The following is a 26,628-nucleotide window of genomic DNA, read 5'->3' as shown; positions in this document are numbered from 1 at the left end:
CTTTATAGAATTTAAAAACGGGCTAGAAAAGGCTGCTAACGCAAAGAGCTAAGAGCGTCGTCTTGCAACATCTGCCGGGATACGATGACGCGCATGATCTCATTAGTCCCTTCTAGTATTTGATGCACGCGCAGATCGCGCACATGACGCTCAAGCGGATACTCGTTGAGATAACCGTAGCCGCCATGCAGTTGTAACGCTTCATTAGCGACTTCAAAGCTCAAATCGGTAGCCAAGCGTTTTGCCATGGCGCAATAAGTTGCCGCTTGCGGGTCGTTGTTATCAACTTTACTAGCGGCCAGATAGATCATTTGTCTTGCGGTTATGGTTTGCGTGAGCATATCGGCAAGCTTGAATTGTACGGATTGAAAGCCTGCTATTGGCTTGCCAAACTGCTGGCGGTTTTTGACGTAGCTCGTCGCCGTTTCAAGCGCGGCCTGCGCTGTGCCTACCGCACAGATACCGATATTAATACGCCCGCCATTAAGACCTTTCATGGCGATGCTAAAGCCTTGACCTTCAGCACCTAATAAGTTGGATGCAGGGACTTTGACATTGTTAAAGCTAATAGTACGCGTCGGCTGCGCTTTCCAACCCATTTTATGCTCGTTTTTACCATACTCAATGCCGTCGCTTTGGGCATCGACTACAAAGGCAGAAACGCCCTTAGCACCTGTATCACCTGTGCGCGCCATGACGACCAACACATCAGTTGACCCCGCCCCTGAGATAAAGGTTTTCTCGCCATTGAGGACGTAATAATCGCCTTGTCTATCCGCCTTGGTGCGTAAGGACGCCGCATCAGAGCCTGCATTTGGCTCTGTCAGACAATAGCTGCCTAACCACTCGCCATTGACCATCTTCGGCAGATACTGCTGGCATAGCGCGTCATGACCATACTCTCCAATCATCCATGACACCATGTTATGGATGCTCATATAAGAAGCCACCGCAGTGTCGCCCCAAGCTAGCGCCTCAAACACCATCGCTGAGTCCAAGCGCGGCAAGCCTAGACCCTCATAATTAGGATTGGTATAAAGGCCTAAAAAGCCAAGCTCTCCTGATTTTTTGATGACCTCAATAGGAAAGTACGAGCTGCGATCCCATTCAGCAGCGTTGGGTCTTAGCTCTTTTAATGCGAACTGACGAGCGCTGTGCTCAAAAGCTACTTGATCGTCGGTTAGGGAAAAATCCATGCAGTTATCCTTAAATAGTGCGGCAAAATGTAGCTTACAATACAGCTTACATTGAGATGGTAGTATTGACTTTGCCCCGGCTTGCTTCATCATCGAACCAGCGCGCGGTGACTGTTTTGGTTTGCGTATAGAACTGCACTGCTTGCTTGCCATAAGGTCCTAAATCGCCAAGCTTGCTAGCGCGTGAGCCTGAGAACGAGAACATAGGTAGCGGTACAGGAATCGGTAAATTAATACCGATTTGACCGACCATGACGTCCTGCTGGAATTTATGCGCCGCCGCTCCTGACTGAGTAAAAATAGCAGTGCCATTACCGTTAGGATTATTATTAATCAGCTCAATAGCTTCATCTAAGCTACCCACGCGCATGATACAAAGCACTGGACCAAAGATTTCTTGTTGGTAAATCTGCATCTCACTTGTGACATGATCAAAGATCGTCGGTCCAACGAAGTTGCCTTTCTCAAATCCTTCGACCTGAATACCGCGACCATCCAGAAGTAAGCTTGCGCCTTCCTCGACTCCTGTATTAATTAAATGCTCAACGCGAGCTTTTGCCGCAGGCGAGATGAGCGGGCCTAGATCTTTGTCGTTCTTACCTGCAGAGACTACTAAAGTTTCAGCTTTGGCTTTGATGTCATCGATCCACTCGCCTGCTGCGCCGACCAACACCACAACTGACAAAGCCATACAGCGCTGTCCTGCTGCCCCAAAGGCCGCGCCTGCGAGCTGGTTTAGCGTTTGCTCTTTATTGGCATCAGGCAAGATGACGCCATGATTTTTGGCGCCCATCATACACTGAGCGCGTTTACCTGACCGACTTGCGCGCTCATAGACATGTTTGCCAACTGCGGTAGAACCGACAAAAGACACCGCCTTGATGTCAGGATGATCGCAGATAGCGTCAACGGTTGGCTTGCCGCCATGCACGACGTTCAATACCCCTTTTGGCACGCCCGCCTCTACTGCTAGCTCGACTAAACGCATAGTCACCATTGGATCTTGCTCAGAGGGCTTTAAGATAAAGGTGTTGCCCGTGGCGATGGCCATCGGGAACATCCATAGTGGAATCATCGCTGGAAAGTTAAACGGCGTGATACCCGCGCATACGCCAAGCGGCTGCCAAATGCTATAAGTATCTACATCTGAGGCGACGTTTTCGACAAAGTCGCCCATTTGCAGGTTAGCGATACCCGCCGCATGTTCGACCACTTCTAAACCACGAAACACATCACCGCGCGCATCAGCAAGGGTTTTGCCTTGCTCGGCGGTTAGAATTTGCGCAAGCTCATCCATGTGCTCACGAATGAGTGCTTGATACTTTAAGAAGATACGCGCACGAGTGGTGATAGGCGTTTTGCGCCAAGTCGCAAATGCAGCTTTGGCAGTGGCGACGGCTTCGTTGATCTCATCATCGGTGCTTTGTGGTACTTTAGCAATGATGTCTTGAGTGGCAGGATCAGAAATATCAATCCATTCGCTAGTGTTAGATTGGCTGAACTCACCATTGATGAGCTGTTGAACATGATGCATAAGATATCCTTATCTTGTTTGAGTCATCACAAAATATATTATGAAAGATAGCGATTGAGCTGTCAGTGAAGAGTAGATTAACAATTTGATGGTCATCGACTATAACAACAATGTCAAATTAAGGTCAAGCGCTTTAAGGCATCTGGCTGTGAGTGAATACAAATCGCTTGTTAAACTAAAAAAAAGCCCATGAATACTCATGAGCTTTTTACGAGCTGATAATAGACTTATCATTCATCAATAAAATAAACACAGCCACTTAAAGCAAGCCGATTAGCCTTTATTCTGCTCGTTATACTCGTCACGCATGACTTTTTTATCGTGTTTACCGACTGAGGTTTTAGGCAGATCATCGAAGAATTGAAACTCACTCGGGATGCCATATTTAGGAATGATACCTTTAGCAACCGCTTGCTCAGCAACCGCTATAATATCATCAGCAGTGGTGTCTTGATGGCTCGGTTTGAGAACGATCAGGGCTACCGGACGTTCGCCCCATTTTTTATCAGGGACGCCAATGACCGAGACATCGGCTACTGCTGGGTGCAGCGACAAGATAGTCTCAATCTCGAGCGAGGATATCCACTCGCCGCCTGATTTGATCACGTCTTTGAGACGATCGGTGATTTTGAAGTAGCCGTCTTTGGTCATATAAGCGATATCTTGAGTGTGCATGTAGCCGTTTTCCCACAGCTCAGTACCGGCATCGTCGTTTTTGAAGTAGCTTTGCGTCAGCCAAGGCGCACGTAGCACCAGCTCACCAGTATTGTCTGCGCCTGTACCAACTGATTTATTATCGGTACTCCACACTTGCGCATCGACCATCATTACAGGTTTGCCTGACATGCAGCGGCGGGTGATATCTTCATCAACACTCATCTCAGGCTCATCGATAGTGAACTCGGTCAGACCAATGAGCGGCGCAGTCTCTGACATACCGTAACCTGTGTAGACTTCGATATCTTGCGCGAGAGCCGCTTTGGCTAATCCTTCGGTCAATCGCGAGCCGCCGATGATCATTTTTAGACCGTTAAAGCTCTTATTGCGATCTTGGGCTTCTTTTAGCACCATTTGTAGTATCGTCGGAACACAATGCGTAATGCTGACCTTTTCATTGATGATGAGATCGAGCAAAGTATCAGGCGCATAACGACCTGGATAAACTTGCTTGAGACCTGTCATCGTCGCAGTATAAGGAAAGCCCCACGCATGCACATGGAACATCGGCGTCATCGGCATATAGACGTCGCCATAGCTGACGCCTTGCTTATCTGGGAGCATTCCTAAGGTTGCCGCCTCCGCCATGCTGTGCAGTACTAGCTGACGATGGCTAAAGAAAACGCCTTTAGGATTACCTGTGGTACCTGAAGTATAAAAGGTAGTGGCGATAGTATTTTCATCAAAATCTGGAAACTCAAACTCATCACTGGCATCTGCTAATAGCGTCTCATACTCACCAATGACGCGGCTTTGATTATCACCGAACACCCCTTCAACTGTGGTGCCATTATCATCAAGCCAGATAATGTGCTCGATACTGGAGTTTTCGAACTGATAGTCTTTGACTAAAGGCGCAAATTCAGAATTAAGCATCAGCACTTTTGGTTTGGCGTGATTAACCGTATATAGCACCTTTTCAGGCGACAGACGAATATTCACCGTTTGCAGCACATATTCAGACATCGGAATCGCGAAGTAGGACTCAAGATAGCGATGACTGTCCCAGTCCATAACAGCGATGACGTCCCCTGCGTCCAGGTTAAGACTATCTAAGACATTGGCTAGGCGGTTAATACGGGTAAAGAACTCGCTATAAGTAAAGCGTTTTTTGTCGGCATAGATGATTTCTTGGGCTTGCGAGACCGTCTTAGCACGGTTCAATAGCTGCTTGATAATCAGCGGATAATCGTAAGCAGACGGGGCGCTATGATAAGCATTTGACATAAATCTCATTTCCTTTGAGGGTGTTCGTTATTTTCGTGTCTTAACATGGCTTAGTAATTCAGTTTGCAGGTTTTGGCCATTTGAATACTAATAATTTCAAATCAAGATACGCTTAATACTAAAAAAATTTAAATGCGCTGTAAAGTGAGCTTGCGTAAGTGGTAGGCTAACAAGCGATCATAGCTGTATAGGCTAAGCAGCTTTTGACTTGGTTTTTATCATGCCAAAACTTGCAATCAGCAGCGCTAATACTTGTACGAATAATAGCAGCCATACCGTAAATTGCCATTGCCCATAAGCATAAGCTAGACCGCAAAGCCAAGCGCCTACCGTGCCGCCTGCGTAATAGAATAAATAATATAGCCCTGAGGCTAGCGAGCGGCCTTGTTTAACATTGACCGCGATATAGCTGATGGTCGCCGATTGAGTCACAAACACCCCTGAGGACATCACCCCTAGACCGATAACGATCAGCCATAAAGGCGTCGCTAGCGTCAACAACACTCCAAGCATCGAGATAATGACCGCCACTATAATCGTGCGCGCTGAGCCAAAGCGGCGCAATAGAATAGTCGATAGCGGCGTAATGATCACCCCTATCAGATAAACGGCAAAAATATTCGCAAGTGCGCCGGTGCCGAGATTGTATGGTGTATCAGCGAGATATAAATTAATAAAGGTAAAACAGCCCACCAGTGAAAATAGCACGCAAGCGCCAAGTAAGCAGGCGGTGACCACGTAACGATTGACTAAGTGCGAGCCGAGCGTCTGTATCGCCGAGCGAAAGTTTGGATTGGCCACAAACTGCCGCGACGCAGGCAGCATCTTAGTAACCCATAAAGCGCCAAGTAGCGTCATCGCCGCCATCACATAATAGCCTGCACGCCAGCCGATCAGCTCATGCAAATGCCCCAGCAAAAACCGGCCCATAAAGCCGCCGAGTACAGAGCCTGATACATAAAACGACATCAGCTCTGTGACCGCACGCCCCTCAAACTCCTCGCCGATATAAGCAATCGTCACCACCGTGATACCGGGTACAGACAACCCCTGCAAAAACCGCCAAACCCCCATCCAGCCGATGCTCGGGCTTTGAGCGATAAGCGCCGTTGGTAGCGTCAAAAACAATAAAGCACCAACAATAAACACCTTACGGCCGACAGCATCAGACAGCATGCCCAAAAAAGGCGACATAATTGCAATCGCCAGTACCGTCGCGCCAACCACCATACCCGCCTGTACTTCCGTGGCAGCAAAATCTGTGATAAGCACTGGCAAGATAGCCTGCACAGAATAGACCTGCAAAAAAGCAAACATGCCGATAAGCCCCATGGTCAGCTTTAATACCCACGAAGGCGAATGGTGTGGCGTGTTTGCGTGATATGCTCTCTCGCCGTTTGAGTGGTGAGCGTCGGCGACGTTGCGACTTGTTGTATGATGTATTGGTTTCAAAATAGTGCTAACTGTATTGGACGCTAAAAAGCGTAAGTAAAAAGAAAGTAGCGCTCTAGGTATTTTAATTACCTACTAACCCTTAGCGCTTATTAATTAATGAAGCACTATAGCACAAGCGATATCGGTTTTAAGGGCACAAAATGTTATTGATACTTATCACCTAGGCTCTCAAGTGGCTCGGTGTTCTATCTGAGTATGGACATTCTTAAACGTCCAGCAAAACAACGTCCAACAAGTCCTAAGCTTATACATCGCTCCCTTTGACATATTAACTATTAAAACCTACTATAAATCGGCTTTTATCAGCTTACTCTCTTGTTAAGATTGACTATTAAGCAATGCACTGAACTTTTTAAAAGACAACTATCAAAAGACAACTACTATGATAAATTGCCTAACGCGTTTGAGTATAGCTACAATCATAATAGCTACCTACGCGCTACTGTCTACAGCGCCTGCTTCAGCTAAGATTGCACTAACAGAAACGACACAGACAGTGCCAACGCCAACCTCAACGTCGGTAGCATCGCTCAACCAAGATGTAACTTGTATTCCTGACAGTGCAATTAGCGCTGATAATTTAAGTCAAACAAAAAATAACGGACCCTTTAACATTGCTAGCAAAAAAGTACCACGTGAGTTAGTAGACGGCTTTGGCGGTGGCACTATTTACTATCCGACTAACGCTAGCAACTGCGGACGTTTGGGCGCAATTGCTGTGATACCTGGCTACGTCTCTTATGAATCGTCGATTAAATGGTTGGGACCCCGCCTAGCTGCTTGGGGCTTTGTCGTGATTACAATGAATACCAACTCTATTTATGATAGACCCGATAGCCGCGCTAAGCAGCTAAGCCATGCTTTAGATTATGTAATCAGCGATAATACCGTAGGCAATATAGTAGATCCTGATCGCTTAGGGGCAATTGGTTGGTCCATGGGCGGGGGCGGCGCGCTCAAACTAGCATCTACGCATAGCAACGTACGCGCCATTATGCCACTCGCCCCTTATCATGATAGAAGCTATGGTGAAGTAACAACGCCGACTTTTGTTATCTCCTGTGAGTACGATGTTATTGCGGCTAATAACAAGTATACCAATTTGTTTTATAAACAAGCGACAGGGCCTAAGATGAAGATTGAGGTCAATAACGCCAGCCATCTCTGTCCAAGTTACCGCTTGAATGAAAAGCTACTAAGCAAGCCTAGTATCGCGTGGATGCAGCGTCATATCAATGGCGATACCCGCTTTGATCAGTTCTTATGTGGTCGAGAAGACTATAGCATAAGCCCGCGTATATCGAATTATGATTACGCTGACTGTCCGTAACTGACTTACATACTTGGCTTGTATGTTCCCTGTACAACAACAGTTACCGTAGGGATAAGTCTATCTAATTAAGCGTATTATGGTTCCCGAATGAATAAAAAGAATTATTCAAAAACCACTTAAAAGACTACTTTTATACATTCGTGAACGTCATTCACTATAGAGGCTTATATGTCAGAAGAATTTAAAAAAGATCAGATACATGACCTAGGCGCTGGGTTTTGGAACATTAGAGGCTCTTTTGTCAGAAATGGTATGGTCGATATCGGTAATCAATCAGCGCTCGTTAAGCTAGCATCAGGGAAGTTTATTTTGCTAGATAGCTATACTTTAACTGGTGAGGTGCGCGAGCAAGTGCTGGCGCTGACCAATAATGGTAAAGATATTGAAGCGGTGCTCAATGTACATCCTTTTCACACTGTACACTGTGCAAAAGTCGCCAAGGATTTTCCGCACGCTACTTTTTATGGTAGTGCTCGCCATCATAAGCAGGTACCCGAGGTCAACTGGAGCGAGGATTATGTAGAAAGCGAAGCTGTAGCCCAGCGCTATCCTGAGCTTGAGTTCTCCTTACCAAAAGGTATTGATTATATCTCCTCTAACGACTCCGTACATTCAGGCTCACTATTGGTTTATCACCCTGCTAGTCAAAGCATCTATGTCGACGATACCTTTGAGATACCGCCATCAAAGAAGTTTAATGATGTGCAAGCCGGTATCAACCTACATGCGACCACACTTAAAGCATTAAAAGATGAGCCTGATGCTGGCAAAGCGTACTGCGACTGGGCGACAAAGCTTGCTCACGAGTGGCGAGAGGTGCGTAACTTTTGCGGGGCCCATTCTGGTCTAGTCGTTTTTGCAGAAGGTGAGTTTGAAGCTGCATTGCTATCGAGAATTGATAACGCGCGCGCTGATTTAGAAGCGGCCTCTAGCCAGACTTAATCGAAAGGCCTAATCGATATGCAGTTACGGCAACTGTAAAGCTTGGGACAAGTTACAAAAGTTGTGTAACGATACTAGCGGCTTGAATCCATTACTATTTACTAGTGACTTGTTTATCAAACGATGTACTATCATAGAGTTTACAATTAAAATTATTAACATCATTGAGGAGAATAACCATGGCAGAAAAGATACATGATCTAGGGTCAGGGTTTTGGAACATACGCGGCGAGTTTCGCATCGGCGGCGTTATCAATATCGGTACGCAGTGCTCGCTTGTCAAATTAGAGTCCGGCAAGTTTATCTTCTTAGACAGCTATAAGCTGACAGGTGAAGTGCGCGATAAAGTGATGGCATTGACTAATAACGGTCAAGACGTCGAAGCGGTACTGAACGTACATCCATTCCACACGGTTCACTGCGCACAGATGGCAAAAGATTTTCCGCAAGCAATCTTTTATGGCAGTACTCGCCACGCCAAACAAGTGCCTGAGGTTGAGTGGAGCGAGGATTTGGTTGAAAGTACGGCAGTCGCTGAGCGCTATCCTGAGCTTGAGTTCTCTATGTCGCAAGGCATCGATTATATCCATGCTAATGAGATGATTCATGCCGGCTCGTTATTGGCTTATCATCCTGCGAGTAAAAGCCTACACGTCGATGATACCTTTATGAGCCCTCCTTCTAAATTGCTCGAAAAAATGTTGCCAGAGGTGATGCTGCATCCTACTACCAAAAAAGCGCTTAAAGACGAGTCTAATGCCGGCAAAGAGTACTGTGACTGGGCGACTCAAATTGCTCATGACTGGGACGTACGTAACTTCTGCGCCGCGCACTCTTACTTAGTCAAATTTAAACAAGGCGAGTTTGAAGAAGCGTTACTTAAAGCCGTAAATAAGGCTCGCCCTAAGCTTGAAAATGCTTAAGGAAGATTAAGTTTAATAAAAACCTCTGCATTTATAGATGCACAGTAAAGATAAGGAAAAACTATGGCAAAACTAGAGTCCAATATCGAACTAGAAGCTGCGGCATTTCGCCGTTTACTTGCTCATTTAGATGAGCGTAAAGATGTACAAAATATCGAGCTGATGAACCTTGCTGACTTTTGTCGCAACTGCTTGTCCAAGTGGTATAAAGCGGCTGGCGAGGAGCGTGGTATCGACATTGACTATGAAGACGCTCGTGAGCTGATCTATGGTATGCCCTACTCTGAGTGGAAGCAGAAGTATCAACAGCCAGCCACACCTGAGCAGTTAGCGCGCTTCAATGAGCTTGAAGCGGCTAAGAACAAAGCAGAATAGGATTACGAGATACAGCTCAAAATTTAAAATAGACGAAGCCGCTAAATTAGCGGCTTTCTATGGATTTGAGTATACTACTAAACCCTACCGTACCTTGTTTTTGCATCTTGCGATCAAGCAAGCGGCCGATCAGGGGTAATGGTATCACTAATCGACCTTCAGATATCCATGTTACCTGCGTAGTACCATCGCCTAAATCTTTTAAATCTATGCTTCCTTTGCGGTGATCCACTTTAACAGGTCTGGCTTTTTCAATCTTGTACTGCATATGAGTCGGACGCTCAAACGCCGTAATTCGCTCCCAAAATTTGACTGGCCCCGTCTGAATGATACGTAAAGCACCAACGCCGTTACGCTCGTCATCGCCTTTTGTTAGTAGCTTAGCCGTCCCTACCGCTTTGAATAATCCATAACTGGCATGATCGCTTATGGCTTCAAACACCTCATCAATCGGTTTATTTACGGTACGCTCTACTTTTATTTTAAACATCGGATTATCTCTTTTATGGGAAATGAGAAGCTATAGTCAGTTGAAAATAAAACTGTTATATAAATTTAAACGCGCTACTGGTATAAATTTTACTTGCGTGCTGCGTTCCCAGAGGCTGCGCAAAATTCATCCCAGTAGCGCTATGCGCTTTTTAGAGTGCATCGACTATATTTAGGCTAGTTATATATTGTTATAGCACAACTTTTACTACAAAGCAGTACGCTATTACATGATATCGCTGCTTATATGCATCCAAGCTAGATGTTTTATCGCTTCTGATGTTTAGCACGAATACTGAATTAAGATAACAAAGCCTTTAATTCAATTTTATTATTAATGATATCAGCTAAAGTATAGCCCTCTAAAACGCTAACAAAAGCAGTAAGGGCTTCAAAAAACACCCCCTTTAATCGACATACAGGACTGATGACGCAGCCTTGCTTTATAACTGATGAGGCCTTGTTAGCTATCTCATCAGCCGTTTCATCAATCAAGGTTATCGGTAAGCCTTGTTGCGTCGTGGCATCAGTCTTAGGTACAGTTGCTGCAAAGCACTCAACCAACGCAAAGTCCGGCTCTATCTGCTTAATGAGTATACCTAAATTGATATTTTCAGGCGCACGGGCAAGCCTGATACCGCCATTTTTACCGCGGATCGTCTCTATATAACCCAATTGACCTAATTGATGAATAATCTTTGTCAGATGGCTTCTCGAGATATCATAGCTGTTAGCAATATCACTGATGTTCGCTAAAGCCTGCGGCTCAGGCTTTACGGCTAGATAGATTAAGGAGCGCAGCGCATAATCACTATAGTTCGTCAACTTCATGGGCAAATGCTCCTTAACAATTCAAATTCAACCAAACAAACCATCTGGTCTGGGCTTGGACAATATCGGTAAATAGCTGATGCAAAATAGTACAAAGCAGCTAATCCAAGCGCCTTGCGCAATCATCACCCATAATAAGTAATGTTCGACAGCGATAATAGGTAAAAATGCGCGGCTGACAAATACTAATACCATGAGCGCAAACATCACATTGACCATCTTTGGCGGCTGATGAATATTGCGCCCTGTATGCCCTAGTGATACTCGCGCCATCATCGCCAGTGTCATCATACCAACGCCAGCGATAGATAAAGCGTGTACCGCCAGACTGTGACTAAAGCCAAGCCAAGGCTGCAAAGCGTATAAGATAAAGCTCAAACACATGCCAAAAAACGCTAAATACAATGACCAAAGTAAAGGCTTTTGCCAGATCTTTGGGTGATACCAACCGGCTAAACGTATGAGATTGACTATAGCGACGCCAAGAGCAGTGATAGTGAGCAGATATTTATTAGGATAAAATAGATCAATGATAAAAAAAGTCAAGAAAAAAACCAGACTCAAGACATCTTGCCATTTGCTATTGCGCACTTTGACATCAATACCATCATGGGCCAATCCGCGCTCAATAAAAAACGGTACCACGCGCCGGCCAATCGTCAACACCAAGCCGATAATTAGATAAAACCCTAAATACACCCCTATCTTAGTGACAGTCATATCATTAGCAAAAATGCCCCAATAGCACAGTCCGTTGCCTAAGGTGAGTAGCGCAAGTTTGGCCAAAATCCCCATTTGCTTGTATTGCTTAACTTGCAGTACTGCTCGAAACACTACCCATGCCATTGAGGCGACAAACAACATATCAAATATAGCCGCTAATAGTAGTAGCCCCGCACCAATATCTAGACCTAAGCCAAAGGCCAACCAGCTCAAGCGCGCGATTAACCAATAGCTAAAAACAGCTAGCAGCTTATAGCCATAAGGCATCTTCACCCCAGTCCAAGTCTGCACAGCGGTCAATAAAAAACCTGCGACCACGGCTAAAGCATACCCATAAATCATCTCATGACCATGCCAATACAGCGGATTCAATGTCTGCGCGGCGATATCAGTATGACCGGTAAAAACGAACGCCCATAAAGTCATGATAAGTACTGCAAAGACTGCCGCCCCACTAAAGAAAACGCGAAAACTAAGATTGAGAATAGGATGCGGTGAGCTTGGTGGCTGCGTCGGTAATTTGATTGCTTGCATAGCGTTCAGCTTATGATTAGTGATTCATTTAAATAACTGTTATTTAAGATTCATTTTAAATGAATGTTATAAGTTATTCAATGTCTGTCATTCTTTTAATACGTGAGAAGCTAGCTAGAATTTTTAAATCACAAAAAAGAGCCTCCTAAATGGTAGCTCATATATAGCACTCAATGAAATATTCTTAATTATTTATATTTGTACTACAGAAATTATCAATGAGATAACAACAATCAAAGTCACATACTTTCTAACGCTAAAGTATTTAGTGGTGATGATACTCGCTTGATTAAGTCCATAATCAATGAGTAGTAAGCTGATAAACCCTATCACTAACAGCCAAATAAAAGCCGCTGTCGATAACAGTAAAAAGCCAAACCATAATACCAAAGTTATCAGGTTACTCAAGATAGGCAACCTTGCAGCCCAAGGGTTATCGTCCGCTAAAGCCAAATGATTACCCCACTGCGCCCCAGCCATAAAGGTGGCAATCACTAAGCCGTAAGTCGCTAGAATATTGCTAGTTTTTCCTAAAGCTAAAACACTATCGACTCCTACTATGAGTAAGATGGCGCAAGCGATAAAGGGAATGCTACCGGCAAAGGTTAGATAAGGACTGAGTTTTTTCATGATTGACAACTCACACTACATATTAGAATTCATTATGACAGCCATTTATCCATAAACTCGCCATTAGGATCATGCTGCTGGGTTTGTTTTTTTAGATTGAACTGCCTAGAGCCGCGAGGATCCGCCCCTACTCCTGCTAAGTATTGCCAGTTGCCCCAATTGCTCCCAACATCATAATCGATCAGCTGCTGCTCAAAGTAGGCTGCGCCATAACGCCAATCAAGACCTAGCTCATGAATAAAACAGCTCGCCACCAGCTGCCGACCACGATTCGACATATAACCAGTGTGATTGAGCTGGCACATACAAGCATTAATAATTGGATATTTAGTCTCACCATTTTGCCACTGCGCTAAACGCTGATCATCATGACGCGTCGAAGGTCTATAATCGCCAATACCTTTAAATAAAAATAAATCTTCTTGATGCTCTATGGCATACCAGTAAAAATACTCACGCCACAATAGCTCAAACCAGATCCAATAAGTTGAGCCATTGGCCACGACTTCGCGCTCGTACTGACGCAGACGATTGAGCAATACCTTTACTGATAGTGTGCCATTAGCAAGCCAAGCTGAGAACTTCGTTGAATGCGTCCACTCATCCAAAGCGTTACGGGTGGTTTTATAGCTGCTTGGGGCGTTAGAAGCAAAATAGCTTTTTAGATGATTCAGCGCAGCACTTTCACCGCCTTGATATTTGGGTTTATCTTTTTCGTCATTAGGATTTGGTTTGTCAACTGAGGGTAATTGCAGAGCATACTTTGACTCATTAATCAGTGCTTCAGGCAATGGTGACAGCGATCTTGGGGTTTCGGTTATTACTAAATCTGTTTCAGCTTTGAGTAAATCTTGAGCATATTCGACTTTTTTACGAAACTGAGTAAAGCTTTGCGGTAGCTCTTTGGTCGGCATTATAGGATACAAGGTGTTGATCGACTCACTATGCCAAGCAATATTAGTATACTTAGCGCGCAACAAATTATAAACGTTTAACTGCGCATAATCGGCACTATCACTGACAAAAATATCGCTCACTTGCTGCTGCTCTATGAGCTGGCATAACTGATTAAAAGTATTGGCGCTTGATTCTTTATCCGCTTGTCGCAAATACAGTAATTGACTCCCAAGACTCTGCAAAGACCTGTCTAAATCGATCAAACTTTCATTGATAAACTGCTGGCGGGCATGCCCAAGCTTATCGAAATGATAAGCCTGACCCCAAGCCTCTTGATTGAGTGCCTCAGTCAAATCGACAGCATATACCGGCAGTAGATAACCTGACTTAAGGTTGCCTGATTTGGCCTGCTCAGCCGCTTTACTCAATGTCGCATTGTCATGAATACGCAAATCGTTGTGAAATAGCACCATTACTACGTTTTTATTTTGCTCATTAGTCATATCTAATCTGCCATTTGTAATTGTACTTAGCTATTACTAAACCTTAACTAATAATAGTTACTGTTAAGAGTAACTATAATGTGATAAAAAATAAGATACAGTATATGGCGTGTTAAAAGCGGGCTTAGTATTGGCGAATAGTTTTAAATATAACGACTAGATTGACTTCCTCCCCTCCCTAAAGTGAGGGGATTCCTTCTGCAAGACGGTCAAGCCCGACCGCAAGGATGTTCTTGGCGGCATTGATATCTCTATCATGCCATGTGCCACACTCAGCACACCTCCACCCTCTTATTCCAAGATCTGCTCTACCTTTCGGACTACTATCGCTTATTTTAAGGCAGTGCGAACAGGTTTGGGTAGTGTAACTCTCATTTACTATCTCAAGCTGACAACCTGCATACTTGCATTTATATTCCAGTTGTCTTTTGAGTTCAAACCATCCTGCATCGTATGTTGATTTAGCTAGGTTGGTTTTCTTACTTGTGAATGAGCGTGATTTAACATCACCAACCACAATCAAAGCATTGTCTTTAACAAGCTTGGTGGTGAATTTATGAATTGCATCTAGTCTTGAATTTTTGATTTTGGCGTGTATTGCTTTGACACGCTGTTTGTTTTTCGCTCGTTGAGCTATTGCAAGCCTTTCAGCCCACTTTTGCGTTTGTTTGGTTGTCAGCTTGTCACCGTTTGATGTGGTAGCAGATTCCTTTAAGCCTAAGTCAATACCAACGCTGCCCATCCCACTTACTTGTCTAGGAAAATCTTTGACGGTAATACAGGCATACCAACGATTGCGGCTGTCTTGCACTATCTCAAGCGTGTTGATTTGATACAGGCCTAGGTTGTAGCTATCAAAGACATCTATGATGAGCTTTTGACCCTTAGAGAGCGATAGTTGTATGGTTGATTTAAGGGCTTTCTTTCCCGTTTGTCTGGTGTGCAGATGTTTGATTGCTGACTTTTTAAAAGGAATCCAACCTAAACTTTTTCGCTTGGCATCGGGTCGGTTGGTTCGCCAGTTAAGTTTGGCTTTTTTAAATTGCTTACGAGATTTGGCATGAGTTTCGTTTATGGCTTGCAGAGTTTGTGAGTGTAAGCCTAATAGTTCACCACTGCCTTTGGTATATTCGTTTAGGTCGTAGGCACTAAAGAATTTACCGGTACGGTTTAGGTGTTTGTAACTCAGGTCATTAACATAGTTCCACGCATAGTTAACACTCCCAGCTATTTTGTTTAGCTGGTTTACGTGTTTGTCTTTGATGCGTAACTTGAGTGTTTTCATGAGGTTAGTTTATACTGATATTCTCTTTTATTCCATATTGGTCTACTTAATAGAAAATGACTTAAGACGTGGTAGACACGTTGTCTTTAATTTGCATGTGCAGTTGCTGGTGAATTATCCGCCTAAGGTAGCTATCTCAAGCTTGGTTAATAGTTTAAAAGGCGTTTCTAGTCGGCTTATTCGCAAAAAGCAATATCCATCTATTTCTAAGCAGTTATGGGGCAGTGCGTTGTGGTCACCCAGTTACTTTGCAGGCAGCTGCGGGGGTGCTCCAGTTGAGATTATCCGCCAGTATATCGAACAGCAAAATACGCCACACTAAACAGCTTTCTTTGCATAAGCATAACTACTTAAGTTGCCTTATATCCACCCCCTGAAGTGGATGGTTTTACGGCAACGCTGGATAAACATTGACTACAAACAAGCAGCCTGCTTAAATGGTCAATCATTAAACAGATCTTGATAACTATAATTAAAGGAGATAACTGTGAGTGAAGACAATGCTTCGGCAGAAAAACGTAAACTCATCAATAGGTTTTTGACTCAGCTCACCCGTGAAGAACCGCAAATGTACTATGCTTCTACTGCTGAGATCTCCCGCAGTATCTATACTTTGATTAAAGAGCACAGCAACCGCTTAGATGTCGAAGAGCAAGCGTTAGTCAGAAATATGTCAGTCGAGGAGATCCAATCTATTTTGGGCTTTAATCTAAAATAGTAGACTCAACCCATTCGTTTATGAGTGAAATTAACCCTCTTAGGTACAAAAAAAGACTGCTACTAGAGCAGTCTTTTTACGAGTTAAAATATTTATGAAAATGAATTAGAACGCATTAGAAAGCATCAGAACGATCAGAACGATCAGAACGAATAGTCACGCGGTTTGTGCTGATAAGACACCCAGTGCAGACGCGTCATCTCCTCTAGCACCCACTCGCCATTAAAGCGGCCAATACCTGAGTTTTTCTCACCACCGAATGGTACTACGCTCTCGTCATTGACGGTGATGTCATTGACATGAGTCATCCCAGCTCTGATACCACGGGCAAAACGTAAGCCTTTCTCCATATCTGTCGTAAACACCGAACTTGATAATCCATACTCAGTATCATTGGCAAGCTTCAACGCCTCATCCTCATCTTGTGCGCGAATAATGCCAACTAAGGGCCCAAAGATCTCATTACGGAATAAGTCCATATCAGCCGTTACCTCAGTGAAGACATGAGGCGGCACTACTTGACCTTCAATCTCACCGCTGAGTAATGTCTTAGCGCCTTCCTCTTGAGCTTTAGCGATTTTATCTTTTAAAGAGTCGAGCTGATCTTGATTAATGATAGGACCAACAGCCGTATCTTTATCATTAGGATCACCGACTTTGATGGTTTTTACATGTTCAACGAAACGCTCAACGAATTCATCATAGACAGCATCTTCAACGATGATGCGGTTGATAGCAATACAGATTTGACCTTGATGCAAGAACTTACCGAAGACTGCCGCTTTTGCCGCATTATCTAGATCGGCGTCTGCTAATACCACAAACGGATTGTTACCGCCAAGCTCTAATGCGACAGGTTTGATAGTATCGCCGCCATTAGCAAGCTCGCCGATATGTTTGCCAACTGCGGTGGAGCCAGTGAAGGAGACAAAGCTTGGAATGTCGTGCGTGACGATAGCATCGCCAATCTCGCTACCTGCGCCGACGACTACGTTGAGCAAGCCTTTTGGCAAGCCTGCCTCTTCAAAGATTTTGGCAAGTAACAGACCGCCGGTGATAGGTGTATCGCTAGCAGGTTTTAGCACCACCGCATTACCCAAGGCTATTGCAGGGGCAATAGAGCGCTGGGTCAAGTGCAGTGGGAAATTCCAAGGACTAATCACCGCAATCACGCCGATAGGCTCGCGATAAGCGAAGTTTTCTTTACCTGGTATGTTAGACGGCCGAATCTCACCATGCATACGATTAGGAAAAGTTGCTGCCTCTACCGTGATAGCTCGCGCACTACCAAACTCCACCATTGCCTTTATACGAGTACTGCCCGACTCTTTCACCAGCCAATCGACAATCTCCTCTTGGCGCTGATCTAAAATCTCAACTACCTTATATAGTAGGCTTGAGCGCTCAGCAGGCATCGTTTGTGCCCACTGTTGCTGCGCTTTTTGCGCCGCCTTAAAGGCTTCATCAAGCTGATCTTCTGTCGCTTGCTGAATATTAACTAAAGTCTCACCAGTAAAAGGGCTGGTATTCGTATTGACGCTATCATCCTGCCCTTGTTGCCACTCGCCTGCAATGTACTGCAAGTCAAAGTCACTATAAGCGCTTTTTTTGTTTTCAGTATTATTTGACATAACTTTTCCTTTTTATTTATTAGGTTAGGGCGTGTTGAACATTCAAATGTGGCACTGGCGGCGGCTATTTTTTAGGCAATACGCAGTGAAATTTTCGAAGCCTAGTCATTCTAGGATAGACAATTTCGCCATGTATTGGCAAAAAAGAGCCCCGCCCCGAAGGGCTGATGCTAAAATCACCCAAACGGTGTTGTAAACCTAGCTAAGGCCTCGGCTTTATCGTCGGTTTACGCCTAGTTTAGTGCGATTTTATCTATCAGCAGTCCTAATATTTGAATGTTCAACACGCCCTAATGACATGGTATCTGTAAGTAGCTCAGTAGCTCAGTAACTTTATAAATTATTAGTGGCTCTTTTATTAACATTGTTAGTAGCTGTACTCATAGTATTGTGACGAGTTTAAACTCACTTCTCTTAGCTCAATAACTACTTAACAACCACTTAATAACTACTCAACCATTAAAAGTCAGCTTGCTAGACGACTGGTCTAATGCTAACATAGCTACTCTAAAACTCAGACTATTTTGCATTAAAGTTTGTTGACTGAACGTAACTGACGCCTCTTTATTTTTTTTGCCTTCAGTGCTTTGAGTATCTAAGTTCAGGAAAATACAATGACTATAAATTAAAGAGATAACGCTAATATAAGCAAAATTATAAAATTAGGAGAACATAACTTTTATGTCTACCGCTGCTACTTTTGACTCACTACCTTCTTTAGATAGTGGACACTCTGATACAACGTTATCGAACACTAAGACCCATCTGCTAGATACGGGTTATCAGCTTATTGCCTCCAAAGGCTTTACTGCCGTAGGTATTAAGCAAATACTAGACACAGCAGGGGTACCTAAAGGCTCTTTTTATCATTACTTTGCCTCGAAAGAAGCTTTTGGCGAAGAGATTATCACCCACTACTTTACTCGTTATAAAAGACGCTTAGAGCTTATTGCAGACGAAAACAGTAGCGCTCAGCAAAAGATCTATGACTATTTTCAGAACTGGTACGACACTCAGCAAAACGGCTGTGACCATGGAAAGTGTTTAGTCGTTAAACTCAGCGCTGAAGTTGCTGATATCTCAGAGCCGATGCGAGAAGCTCTGCATAACGGCTATCAACAAACGATCAACTGGTTAACTGAGCTTATCAAAGCAGGATGGAGCGATCAATCCATTCCGAAGCTTGATAATGTCTCTGCTGAAAGTATCGCTAAGCGTTGGTATTTTTCCTGGCTTGGTGCCAGTTTGATTGCCAAAATCAGTCAGTCCAACACTTCGTTAGCAGAGGTGTGGCAGATGACAACGGTCCAATTGGGTCGTTAGTCATTAGTCGTTAACTATGGCGACTGGCATTCTCTAACTATCTCCTCTAACTATCTCATAGGCCTCTCTTTCTTACGGTGTTTTGTAACTAAGGCCTATTTTTTTACTTTACTTACTAGACGACTGGTCTAATTTCTGTACAATGCTATTCATCAAAAGATAGTTAATGGCTACTTATGGCTACTTATCAAATAGCGGTTAGTCAAAGCTTTTAAGAAAGCACTGCTAATCACTACTCAGCTCACATTAAATCATCACGCTAATCATTTAGGATTTTTATGAATAACTTTCAATACTACAACCCTGTCCGTATCGTCTTTGGCGAAGGCCAAATCGAACAACTCTCAGATCTTGTGCCGACTGATGCTCGTGTCCTTATCACATATGGCGGCGGCTCAGCTGAGCGTACGGGTACTTTGGACGAGGTTAGAACCGCCTTATCAGCGAACGGTAATCGCGAGGTTTTTGAGTTTGGCGGTATAGAGCCCAATCCAGAATTTGTTACTTTGCTAAAAGCTGCGGATCAAGTGAATGAGCATAATATCGACTTTATCTTAGCGGTCGGCGGCGGTTCAGTCATCGACGGTAGTAAGTTTGTCGCCTTAGTATCTTCACTCAAAGCAGACGATGGTACAGTCTCACGTGAAAAAGCATGGGACGCCCTGATTGGTTATACCAAAGAACTAGATTCAGCGGTGGATCTGGGTGCGGTATTGACCATTCCAGCCACAGGCTCTGAGATGAACTCAGGCGGCGTAGTCAACTATAGCGAACGTCAAGCCAAACTGCCTTTTGGTAACCCACTGGCTTTCCCTAAGTTCTCCATCTTAGACCCTGCCAAAACCCTTACCCTACCCGATAGCCAAGTCATGAATGGCGTTGCAGATGCGTTTGTACATGTGATGGAGCAGTACCTTACTTATCCAGTTAACGCCAAAGTACAAGACGCTTTTGCTGAGAGTCTGCTAAAAATACTTATCGAAGAAGGCCATGCGGTAAAAGCTGATCCTAACAATATGGAAACGCGTAAAAATATCATGTGGACGGCGACGATGGCGCTGAACGGCTTGATTGGTACGGGCGTGCCACAAGACTGGACCACGCACATGATAGGTCATGAGCTGACCTCATTACACGCTATCGATCATGCCCGCACCTTGACGATTGTATTGCCGTCAGTCATGCGCGAGCTTAAAGACAGCAAAAAAGACAAGCTCCTACAGTACGCGCGTAATGTCTGGAATATTGAAGCGAATAATAACCAAAGCGATGATGAGGTTATAGAAGCTGCTATTGTGCGCACCGAAGATTTCTTCCGTGATTTAGGTCTCCCCGTAAGCCTAGCTGACGTCGATCTTGATGACTCTGCTATCGATCCTATCATTGAGCAGTTAGAGGCGCATAAGATGGTCAAATTAGGTGAGCATGATAAGAATGACTTAACAGTCTCACGCCGTATTCTAGAGCGGGCAACAACCAGTAAAGCGTCGTAACGCTTTACCCTCAATAGCCCATAGGAGTAATACGCTGTGAATTGCTAATATGGGTTATTGGGATCAATTTTTGCTACTTATTAAGCCGCGTATGTATCAGTTTTTGTCTACGACCATGAGTTTTAGTGTTGTAGATGTGCAGTTGATCAATAATAAATAGAATAGGAGATCATTTATGAGTTTTGACAAACAACAAAACAAACAACAGAACCGTCAAATTAAGTTAGCCAGTCGCCCTACGGGTGAGCCGAACGCCGATAACTTCGAGATGGCAACAAGTGAGATGCCAAAAGCAGGTAGCAATGAGATGCTACTACGCACCGTCTATTTATCGCTTGACCCTTATATGCGCGGTCGTATGAGCGATGCAAAAAGCTATGCTGATCCGCTAGAAGTCGGTGATGTCATTATGGGTGCGACGGTGGCGCAAGTGGTCGAGTCCAATATCGATAAATTTAGCGAAGGCGATTTAGTGGTCTCTAACTCAGGGTGGCAAGATTATAGCGTCAGTGATGGCGAAGGCGTATTAAAACTTGATAAAGACATGGCCAATCCTTCTTATGGCTTAGGCGTTCTAGGTATGCCAGGTTTTACTGGTTATATGGGTTTGACTGACATCGGTAAACCGCAAAAAGGCGAGACTCTAGTCGTTGCTGCCGCTACAGGCCCAGTTGGCGCGACAGTCGGACAAGTTGGTAATACCTATGGCACACGCACTGTCGGTGTCGCAGGCGGTAAAGAGAAGTGTGAGTTTGCTGTCAATGAGCTTGGCTTTGATGTGTGTATCGACCACTATGCCGATGATTTCGCTGAGCAGCTAAAAGCCGCTTGCCCTAATGGTATCGATATCTATTATGAAAACGTCGGCGGTAAAGTCTTTGATGCGGTCATGCCGTTATTGAACGCCCATGCGCGTATCCCTGTTTGCGGCCTTGTCTCGCAATATAATGCGACTGAACTACCCGATGGTAAAGATCGTTTGAGTGTATTGATGGGTCTGATCTTAAGACAACGTATGACGGTCAAAGGTTTTATTATCTTTGAAGAGTACGGCGAGCACTTCCCTGAGTTTCTAAAAACCATGAGCGAAATGGTAGCCTTAGGCAAAGTCAAAACCAAAGAGTATATCGCTGATGGTTTAGATCAAGCGCCTGATGCTTTTGTCGGTATGCTCAATGGCGATAACTTCGGTAAAACCGTGGTCAAAGTCGCTGATGTTGCTTAGTCAATAGCTCAATTTATTAAATAACTCAACTTGTTAAACCACTTAGTTTACAAATAATATGGCGCTGTTTCTCGGTACGGCTTAATTTTTAGGATGTACCAAGTGGCAGGTCATTAACTCTAAAGCTATTAGCAAAATAACAAACAATAAGGATAACTATGAAGATTTTAATGGTACTAACTTCACATGACGAATTAGGCGATACCGGTAAAAAGACTGGCTTTTGGCTAGAAGAGTTTGCTGCGCCTTATTACGCTTTTATCGATGCTGGCGTTGAAGTCACCCTCGCCTCGCCTGCTGGTGGTCAGCCGCCGCTTGATCCTAGTAGCGATACAGAAGACGCTCAAACCAAAGATACTAAGCGCTTCAAAGAAGATAGCGAGGCGCAAAAGCACCTTGCCAATACCAAAAAACTTGCGGATATGAAAGCTGAAGATTTCGACAGCGTATTCTATCCAGGTGGTCATGGTCCATTATGGGATTTAGCAGTTGATAAAGACTCGATTAATTTGATTGAGACTTTTGTACAGCAAGACAAACCCGTTGCCTTTGTTTGTCACTCTCCTGGAGCGCTCAAGAACGTCAAAGTCGATGGTGAGTACTTAGTCAAAGGTAAAACCGTTACCGGATTTACCAATTCAGAAGAAGACGCTGTCGGCCTTACCGATGTCGTACCTTTCTTAGTAGAAGATGCGCTCAAGGCCAACGGTGGCGACTATCAAAAAGCAAGCGACTGGGAGTCTTATGTCGTTGAAGATGGCCTGCTTATCACCGGTCAAAACCCAGCGTCATCAGAAGACGCTGCCAAACGTTTGCTCAACAAGCTTAATAACTAGAGGAGATAAGGTATCAAACCTAATAGTAATATTCGCTTGCACCACTTAAACCAATCGCGTTCTATGCGCGTTCTGTGGTTGCTAGAAGAGATTGGCGTCCCTTATGAGATCGTCAGCCATCAGCGTGATGCGACAACGCATCTGGCCCCAGACAGCCTAAAAGCAGTCCATCCACTGGGTAAGTCTCCGGTTATCGAGATGGATGGTCAGTTATATGCAGAGTCAGGCGCTATCACTGAGCTGCTGATTGAGCGTTTTGCGCCCAAGCGCCTGCGCCCTGCGACTGACAGTAGCGATTATGGCTCTTATCTGCAGTGGATTCATTTTGCTGAAAGCTCACTTATGGTGCCTATGTTATTAGAGGTGTTTACACGCGGTTCTATAAAGAGCGATGATGTGTGGTTAAATCGCTATATCGCGCGTGAAAAGCATAAGTTGCTCAGCTATTTAGATAAAGTCGTAGAAAATAAGTCCTTTATCGTTGCTAATAAGTTGAGTGGAGCCGATTTTATGCTCTCTTTTGACTTAATTTTGATGGCACGCAATAAAGAATTAGATGACTATGTCCATGTTAAACAGTACGCTTTGCAGCTAGCTAGCTTAGACAGTTATCAGCGAGCGATGCGCCTTGAGGATAACTATGACGAAGCGGTACAACCTAATATGATTAAGTAGCAAAATGCATATTACTATAACTCATGTTTACTAAGTCAAAAACAGCTCTCATTGAGCTGTTTTTTTGCTTAACAGCGGTTAACGTGAAATCTTACGTCCTAAAAACTTCTCTTCAAGCCAGCTATTCATAAATATATTATCAGGATCATACTGCTGTCTGATTTCCAAAAAGCGCTTTAGATCAGGGTACAAAGCGTGCAGCTCATTTGCATTTAACTTATTGACCTTACCCCAGTGCGGACGGCCTTGCCACTTTTTCATATACTCATATAACCAGTCAAATAACGGTTTGCTATCCATGCCTTTATATACGTGAAAGGACAGTACCGCACAGTCCTCACCTTGCGTGGGACTGAGCATACCACTCTCGCCCTTGTGAGTACGTACCTCGATAGGAAAGTGCGAGCCTTTATTACCTTGCAATAAAATATCATTAACCTCAGAGATACAAGCTTCAAAATCAGAGAGCCTTATAAAGTATTCTGACTCGTTGAATTTGACGCCGCGCGGCGTTGGAAACACTTCATAGCTGTAACCTTCGCGTTTAGTATTGGGAATGGAGCTGGCAGATATTTGACTGACCTTTTTGGTCCAGTTTGGGTTCATCCTTGCCATCTCAGATAGCACATAAAAAGCGCCATTTAACGTCACTTTGCTATCGAATTGATCTTTGAATTAATGTGGCGAGTTATCTTTAATGTAGTTGAGCATATCAATAGAGCGAATCGACTTAGTCGCTAAGCGTAGCTTGACGGCTTGGGTTTTTTGATTGACTAGGCTGATATTATAATCGATAGCGTCCATATCAAGCCAAGCACTAGGCGCTTTGGGCGGGATGGTATTAGCAAAATCCATTTCACTATTCCTTGAACATAAATAAAAAACACTCCAATACTAGCTTAAATGGTCATGATAAAACTAGGGCCTGTTAACAGACCCTAATCTATGCACTAGTTAAGGCAATAAGCGTTTGGTCGTCCAACGACTGTTTTCTTTGCTATAAACGATACGATCATGCACGCGATTGGCACGGCCTTGCCAAAACTCAATACGCTCGATAGTAATCTCATAACCACCCCAAAATTCAGGCGTTGGCACTTTGGCATCTTGAGGGTACTCTTGTAATAACTGAGCAAACTTATCCTCCATCACTTCTCGATTGGCCACTTCACCACTTTGTGGTTGACTCACCCAAGCACCAACTTGACTATCGTGCGGGCGCTTCTGAAAATACTCAGCCGACTTATCAGCAGCTATTTTGGCAATAGAGCCACTGATACGCACTTGACGCTCAAGCTCGTGCCAAAAAAACAGGACTTCAGCATTCGGGTTTTGGGCAATGTCTTGACCTTTTGCGCTCTCATAATTGGTATAAAAGACGATACCGGTATCCGTCACTTCCCGCAATAAGACGATACGCACGCTAGGCTTGTTATCTGCGCCGCATGTCGCAAGACTCATCGCATAAGGCTCTTGTACTTTTTGCTCTAGCGCTTCATTCATCCAAGCTTTAAATAGCGTAAATGGCGACTCTGGTACCAAAGACTGATCCAACTCGCCTTTTTCGTAAGACAAACGCTGATCGGTAAAATCCATACTCATAAAGACTCCTTTTGTGACTGTTAAATGCGCCTAGCCCAAGTGAGCTTTGATTTGATCGGCGAGCTCATTCGCCATTACATCACATTCTATCTCATCATCGGACTCGACCATTACCCGAATCATCGGCTCAGTGCCTGACTGACGAATAAGCAGGCGACCACGGCCCTCAAGCTTGGTACGAGCTTTATCAAAAGCTGCGACCAGCTCTGGATTGGCAAACGGATCTTGCATCTTCGCCAGACGCACGTTCACTAGCTTTTGCGGTAAGACTGTGAAATCCTCTATTAAAGCGCTCAAGGCTCTATCTTGTTCTTGCATCACTGCGAGTACTTGTAGCCCTGCTATAATCGCGTCGCCGGTGCGGCTCTTATCCAAACACAGAATATGACCGGAGGGCTCGCCGCCCAATATCCAGCCTTTTGCTTCCAGTTCATGCATCACGTAACGATCGCCAACTTTAGCTCGCGCAAACTCAATACCTTTCGCTTGCAGCGCCAGCTCTAGACCCATGTTACTCATCAAGGTACCGGCAACCCCTTTCGCCAGCTGCTTGCCTTGCGTTGCGAGCACATAGAGAATACCATCACCGTCGACTAGATGACCTAAGTCATCCACCATCACAATACGGTCGCCATCACCATCAAGCGCGATACCGACATCTGCATTGTGCGCTAATACCGCTTTTTGTAGTCCTTCAGGATGTGTGGAGCCGCAGTCAGAGTTGATGTTGATACCGTCGGGAGTATTATTAATCGCTATAACCGTAGCGCCAAGCTCGCGTAACACTCTTGGCGCTACGCTATAACCAGCTCCATTGGCGCAGTCCACGACGATTTTGAGATGGTTGAGGTCATACTGGTATGGGAAACTTCCTTTACAAAACTCGATATAGCGGCCCTTGGCATCATCGATTCGGTGGTTTTTGCCGAGTTTGGCAGGATCGTCAATAGGCATCATCGGCGTCGCCGCATCTGCTGGATCTGCGCTCATAATGGCATCTAACTTTTCATTGATTGCGTTTTGCATCTCATCGGTGAGTTTTTTACCATCACCTGAGAATAGCTTGATACCATTATCGTAGTATGGATTGTGGGAGGCCGAAATCACTACCCCCGCATCAGCATTAAAACTGCGAGTCAGGTGCGCAATTGCAGGCGTAGGTAGCGGCCCTAGCATGTGGACATCAACGCCTGCAGCATTGAAGCCTGCTTGCAGTGCGCCTTCGATGACATAGCCCGACAGCCGCGTATCTTTACCAATGACGACACTTGGCTTACGCGTAGCATTGCTTCGATTTTCTATCAGTACTTGTCCGGTCACATAACCTAATTTCAAAATAAAATCAGGAGTGATTGGTAACTCTCCAAATTTCCCACGTATACCGTCTGTACCGAAATAGCTCATTATTATTACATCCTTACACTTATTTAAAAATACTTGTTTAAAGTATAACCATCCTTTGATAAGGGGCTTTACTACTCCGTTATTTTACGAAAAAAAACAGTCAGCAATGACAGAGCATTGTTGACTG

25 protein-coding genes and 1 pseudogene are annotated in these 26,628 nt (G+C 44.4%); 11 read left to right on the top strand and 15 right to left on the bottom strand.

Annotation, left to right across the window (positions count from 1 at the left end):
* Window positions 1-35: 35 nt before the first annotated feature.
* From AAEY83_RS06100 to AAEY83_RS06085, 4 genes are all read right to left on the bottom strand, one after another.
* On the bottom strand, window positions 36-1,196 hold the full coding sequence (locus tag AAEY83_RS06100; protein ID WP_025646548.1) for an acyl-CoA dehydrogenase family protein: 1,161 nt from the start codon (window positions 1,194-1,196) through the stop codon (window positions 36-38).
* Between the two features lie 46 nt (window positions 1,197-1,242).
* Window positions 1,243-2,730, bottom strand: a complete 1,488-nt coding sequence (locus tag AAEY83_RS06095) for a CoA-acylating methylmalonate-semialdehyde dehydrogenase (protein WP_025646547.1) — start codon at window positions 2,728-2,730, stop codon at window positions 1,243-1,245.
* 273 nt (window positions 2,731-3,003) lie between these two features.
* The gene (locus tag AAEY83_RS06090; protein ID WP_025646546.1) at window positions 3,004-4,674 is read right to left on the bottom strand and encodes a fatty acid--CoA ligase; all 1,671 of its coding nucleotides are present in this window, start codon (window positions 4,672-4,674) and stop codon (window positions 3,004-3,006) included.
* 192 nt (window positions 4,675-4,866) lie between these two features.
* Complete coding sequence (locus AAEY83_RS06085; RefSeq protein WP_025646545.1) at window positions 4,867-6,006, bottom strand: MFS transporter; 1,140 nt, start codon at window positions 6,004-6,006, stop codon at window positions 4,867-4,869.
* Between the two features lie 505 nt (window positions 6,007-6,511).
* Here AAEY83_RS06085 and AAEY83_RS06080 point away from each other — a divergent pair.
* The 4 genes from AAEY83_RS06080 (at window position 6,512) to AAEY83_RS06065 (ending at window position 9,702) form a co-directional block, all read left to right on the top strand.
* Window positions 6,512-7,459, top strand: coding sequence for a dienelactone hydrolase family protein (locus AAEY83_RS06080; protein ID WP_025646544.1), 948 nt, complete (start codon window positions 6,512-6,514; stop codon window positions 7,457-7,459).
* Between the two features lie 171 nt (window positions 7,460-7,630).
* Window positions 7,631-8,404 carry a hypothetical protein gene (locus AAEY83_RS06075; protein ID WP_025646543.1) on the top strand — a complete coding sequence of 258 codons (774 nt, stop codon included), beginning with the start codon at window positions 7,631-7,633 and terminating at the stop codon, window positions 8,402-8,404.
* Between the two features lie 179 nt (window positions 8,405-8,583).
* Window positions 8,584-9,327 (top strand): hypothetical protein, encoded by a 744-nt coding sequence (locus AAEY83_RS06070; protein ID WP_025646542.1) that lies wholly within the window; start codon window positions 8,584-8,586, stop codon window positions 9,325-9,327.
* Between the two features lie 63 nt (window positions 9,328-9,390).
* Complete coding sequence (locus AAEY83_RS06065; protein WP_025646541.1) at window positions 9,391-9,702, top strand: DUF1244 domain-containing protein; 312 nt, start codon at window positions 9,391-9,393, stop codon at window positions 9,700-9,702.
* Between the two features lie 46 nt (window positions 9,703-9,748).
* On the opposite strand, the gene AAEY83_RS06060 is transcribed toward AAEY83_RS06065, so the two are convergent.
* From AAEY83_RS06060 to AAEY83_RS06035, 6 genes are all read right to left on the bottom strand, one after another.
* Window positions 9,749-10,192, bottom strand: coding sequence for an SRPBCC family protein (locus AAEY83_RS06060; protein WP_025646540.1), 444 nt, complete (start codon window positions 10,190-10,192; stop codon window positions 9,749-9,751).
* 299 nt (window positions 10,193-10,491) lie between these two features.
* Entirely contained in the window at window positions 10,492-11,022 is a 531-nt protein-coding gene (locus AAEY83_RS06055) for an Rrf2 family transcriptional regulator (RefSeq protein WP_025646539.1), read from the bottom strand.
* Window positions 11,023-11,049: 27 nt separating this feature from the next.
* Window positions 11,050-12,279 (bottom strand): NnrS family protein, encoded by a 1,230-nt coding sequence (locus AAEY83_RS06050; protein WP_025646538.1) that lies wholly within the window; start codon window positions 12,277-12,279, stop codon window positions 11,050-11,052.
* A gap of 192 nt (window positions 12,280-12,471) precedes the next feature.
* The gene (locus AAEY83_RS06045) at window positions 12,472-12,909 is read right to left on the bottom strand and encodes a DUF3429 domain-containing protein (RefSeq protein WP_025646537.1); all 438 of its coding nucleotides are present in this window, start codon (window positions 12,907-12,909) and stop codon (window positions 12,472-12,474) included.
* 32 nt (window positions 12,910-12,941) lie between these two features.
* A complete protein-coding gene (locus tag AAEY83_RS06040; protein WP_025646536.1) occupies window positions 12,942-14,309 on the bottom strand; it encodes a DASH family cryptochrome in 1,368 nt (455 codons plus the stop codon).
* 178 nt (window positions 14,310-14,487) lie between these two features.
* Entirely contained in the window at window positions 14,488-15,594 is a 1,107-nt protein-coding gene (locus AAEY83_RS06035; RefSeq protein WP_351058688.1) for an RNA-guided endonuclease InsQ/TnpB family protein, read from the bottom strand.
* 94 nt (window positions 15,595-15,688) lie between these two features.
* On the opposite strand from AAEY83_RS06035, the pseudogene tnpA reads away from it, so the two are divergent.
* A pseudogene (gene tnpA, locus AAEY83_RS06030) lies at window positions 15,689-15,916 on the top strand (IS200/IS605 family transposase); the annotation flags it as partial.
* Window positions 15,917-16,081: 165 nt separating this feature from the next.
* Window positions 16,082-16,312, top strand: coding sequence for a hypothetical protein (locus AAEY83_RS06025; RefSeq protein WP_025645627.1), 231 nt, complete (start codon window positions 16,082-16,084; stop codon window positions 16,310-16,312).
* A 143-nt stretch (window positions 16,313-16,455) separates the two neighbouring features.
* Here AAEY83_RS06025 and AAEY83_RS06020 read toward each other — a convergent pair whose 3' ends face one another.
* Complete coding sequence (locus tag AAEY83_RS06020; protein WP_025645625.1) at window positions 16,456-17,943, bottom strand: aldehyde dehydrogenase family protein; 1,488 nt, start codon at window positions 17,941-17,943, stop codon at window positions 16,456-16,458.
* A 681-nt stretch (window positions 17,944-18,624) separates the two neighbouring features.
* Here AAEY83_RS06020 and AAEY83_RS06015 point away from each other — a divergent pair.
* The 5 genes from AAEY83_RS06015 (at window position 18,625) to AAEY83_RS05995 (ending at window position 23,495) form a co-directional block, all read left to right on the top strand.
* Entirely contained in the window at window positions 18,625-19,266 is a 642-nt protein-coding gene (locus AAEY83_RS06015; protein ID WP_025645623.1) for a TetR/AcrR family transcriptional regulator, read from the top strand.
* Between the two features lie 278 nt (window positions 19,267-19,544).
* Window positions 19,545-20,759: an iron-containing alcohol dehydrogenase gene (locus AAEY83_RS06010; RefSeq protein WP_025645621.1), complete on the top strand. Its 1,215-nt coding sequence runs from the start codon at window positions 19,545-19,547 to the stop codon at window positions 20,757-20,759.
* A 175-nt stretch (window positions 20,760-20,934) separates the two neighbouring features.
* Window positions 20,935-21,984 carry an NADPH-dependent curcumin/dihydrocurcumin reductase gene (gene curA, locus AAEY83_RS06005; protein WP_025645619.1) on the top strand — a complete coding sequence of 350 codons (1,050 nt, stop codon included), beginning with the start codon at window positions 20,935-20,937 and terminating at the stop codon, window positions 21,982-21,984.
* Window positions 21,985-22,142: 158 nt separating this feature from the next.
* Entirely contained in the window at window positions 22,143-22,820 is a 678-nt protein-coding gene (locus AAEY83_RS06000; protein ID WP_025645617.1) for a type 1 glutamine amidotransferase domain-containing protein, read from the top strand.
* A gap of 12 nt (window positions 22,821-22,832) precedes the next feature.
* Window positions 22,833-23,495, top strand: a complete 663-nt coding sequence (locus AAEY83_RS05995; protein ID WP_264673183.1) for a glutathione S-transferase family protein — start codon at window positions 22,833-22,835, stop codon at window positions 23,493-23,495.
* Between the two features lie 78 nt (window positions 23,496-23,573).
* On the opposite strand, the gene AAEY83_RS05990 is transcribed toward AAEY83_RS05995, so the two are convergent.
* From AAEY83_RS05990 to glmM, 4 genes are all read right to left on the bottom strand, one after another.
* A complete protein-coding gene (locus tag AAEY83_RS05990; RefSeq protein ID WP_025645615.1) occupies window positions 23,574-24,146 on the bottom strand; it encodes a D-arabinono-1,4-lactone oxidase in 573 nt (190 codons plus the stop codon).
* 24 nt (window positions 24,147-24,170) lie between these two features.
* Window positions 24,171-24,350, bottom strand: a complete 180-nt coding sequence (locus AAEY83_RS05985; RefSeq protein WP_025645614.1) for a hypothetical protein — start codon at window positions 24,348-24,350, stop codon at window positions 24,171-24,173.
* A 99-nt stretch (window positions 24,351-24,449) separates the two neighbouring features.
* Window positions 24,450-25,091: a pyridoxamine 5'-phosphate oxidase gene (gene pdxH, locus AAEY83_RS05980; protein ID WP_025645613.1), complete on the bottom strand. Its 642-nt coding sequence runs from the start codon at window positions 25,089-25,091 to the stop codon at window positions 24,450-24,452.
* Window positions 25,092-25,127: 36 nt separating this feature from the next.
* A complete protein-coding gene (gene glmM / locus AAEY83_RS05975; RefSeq protein ID WP_025645612.1) occupies window positions 25,128-26,501 on the bottom strand; it encodes a phosphoglucosamine mutase in 1,374 nt (457 codons plus the stop codon).
* Window positions 26,502-26,628: the final 127 nt, after the last annotated feature.

It is taken from the genome of Psychrobacter sp. TB20-MNA-CIBAN-0197 (genome assembly GCF_040309765.1).
Lineage (GTDB): Bacteria > Pseudomonadota > Gammaproteobacteria > Pseudomonadales > Moraxellaceae > Psychrobacter > Psychrobacter submarinus.
The sequence above is the reverse complement of the archived record's forward strand: the minus strand, read 5'-3'. Positions and strand labels throughout refer to the sequence as shown.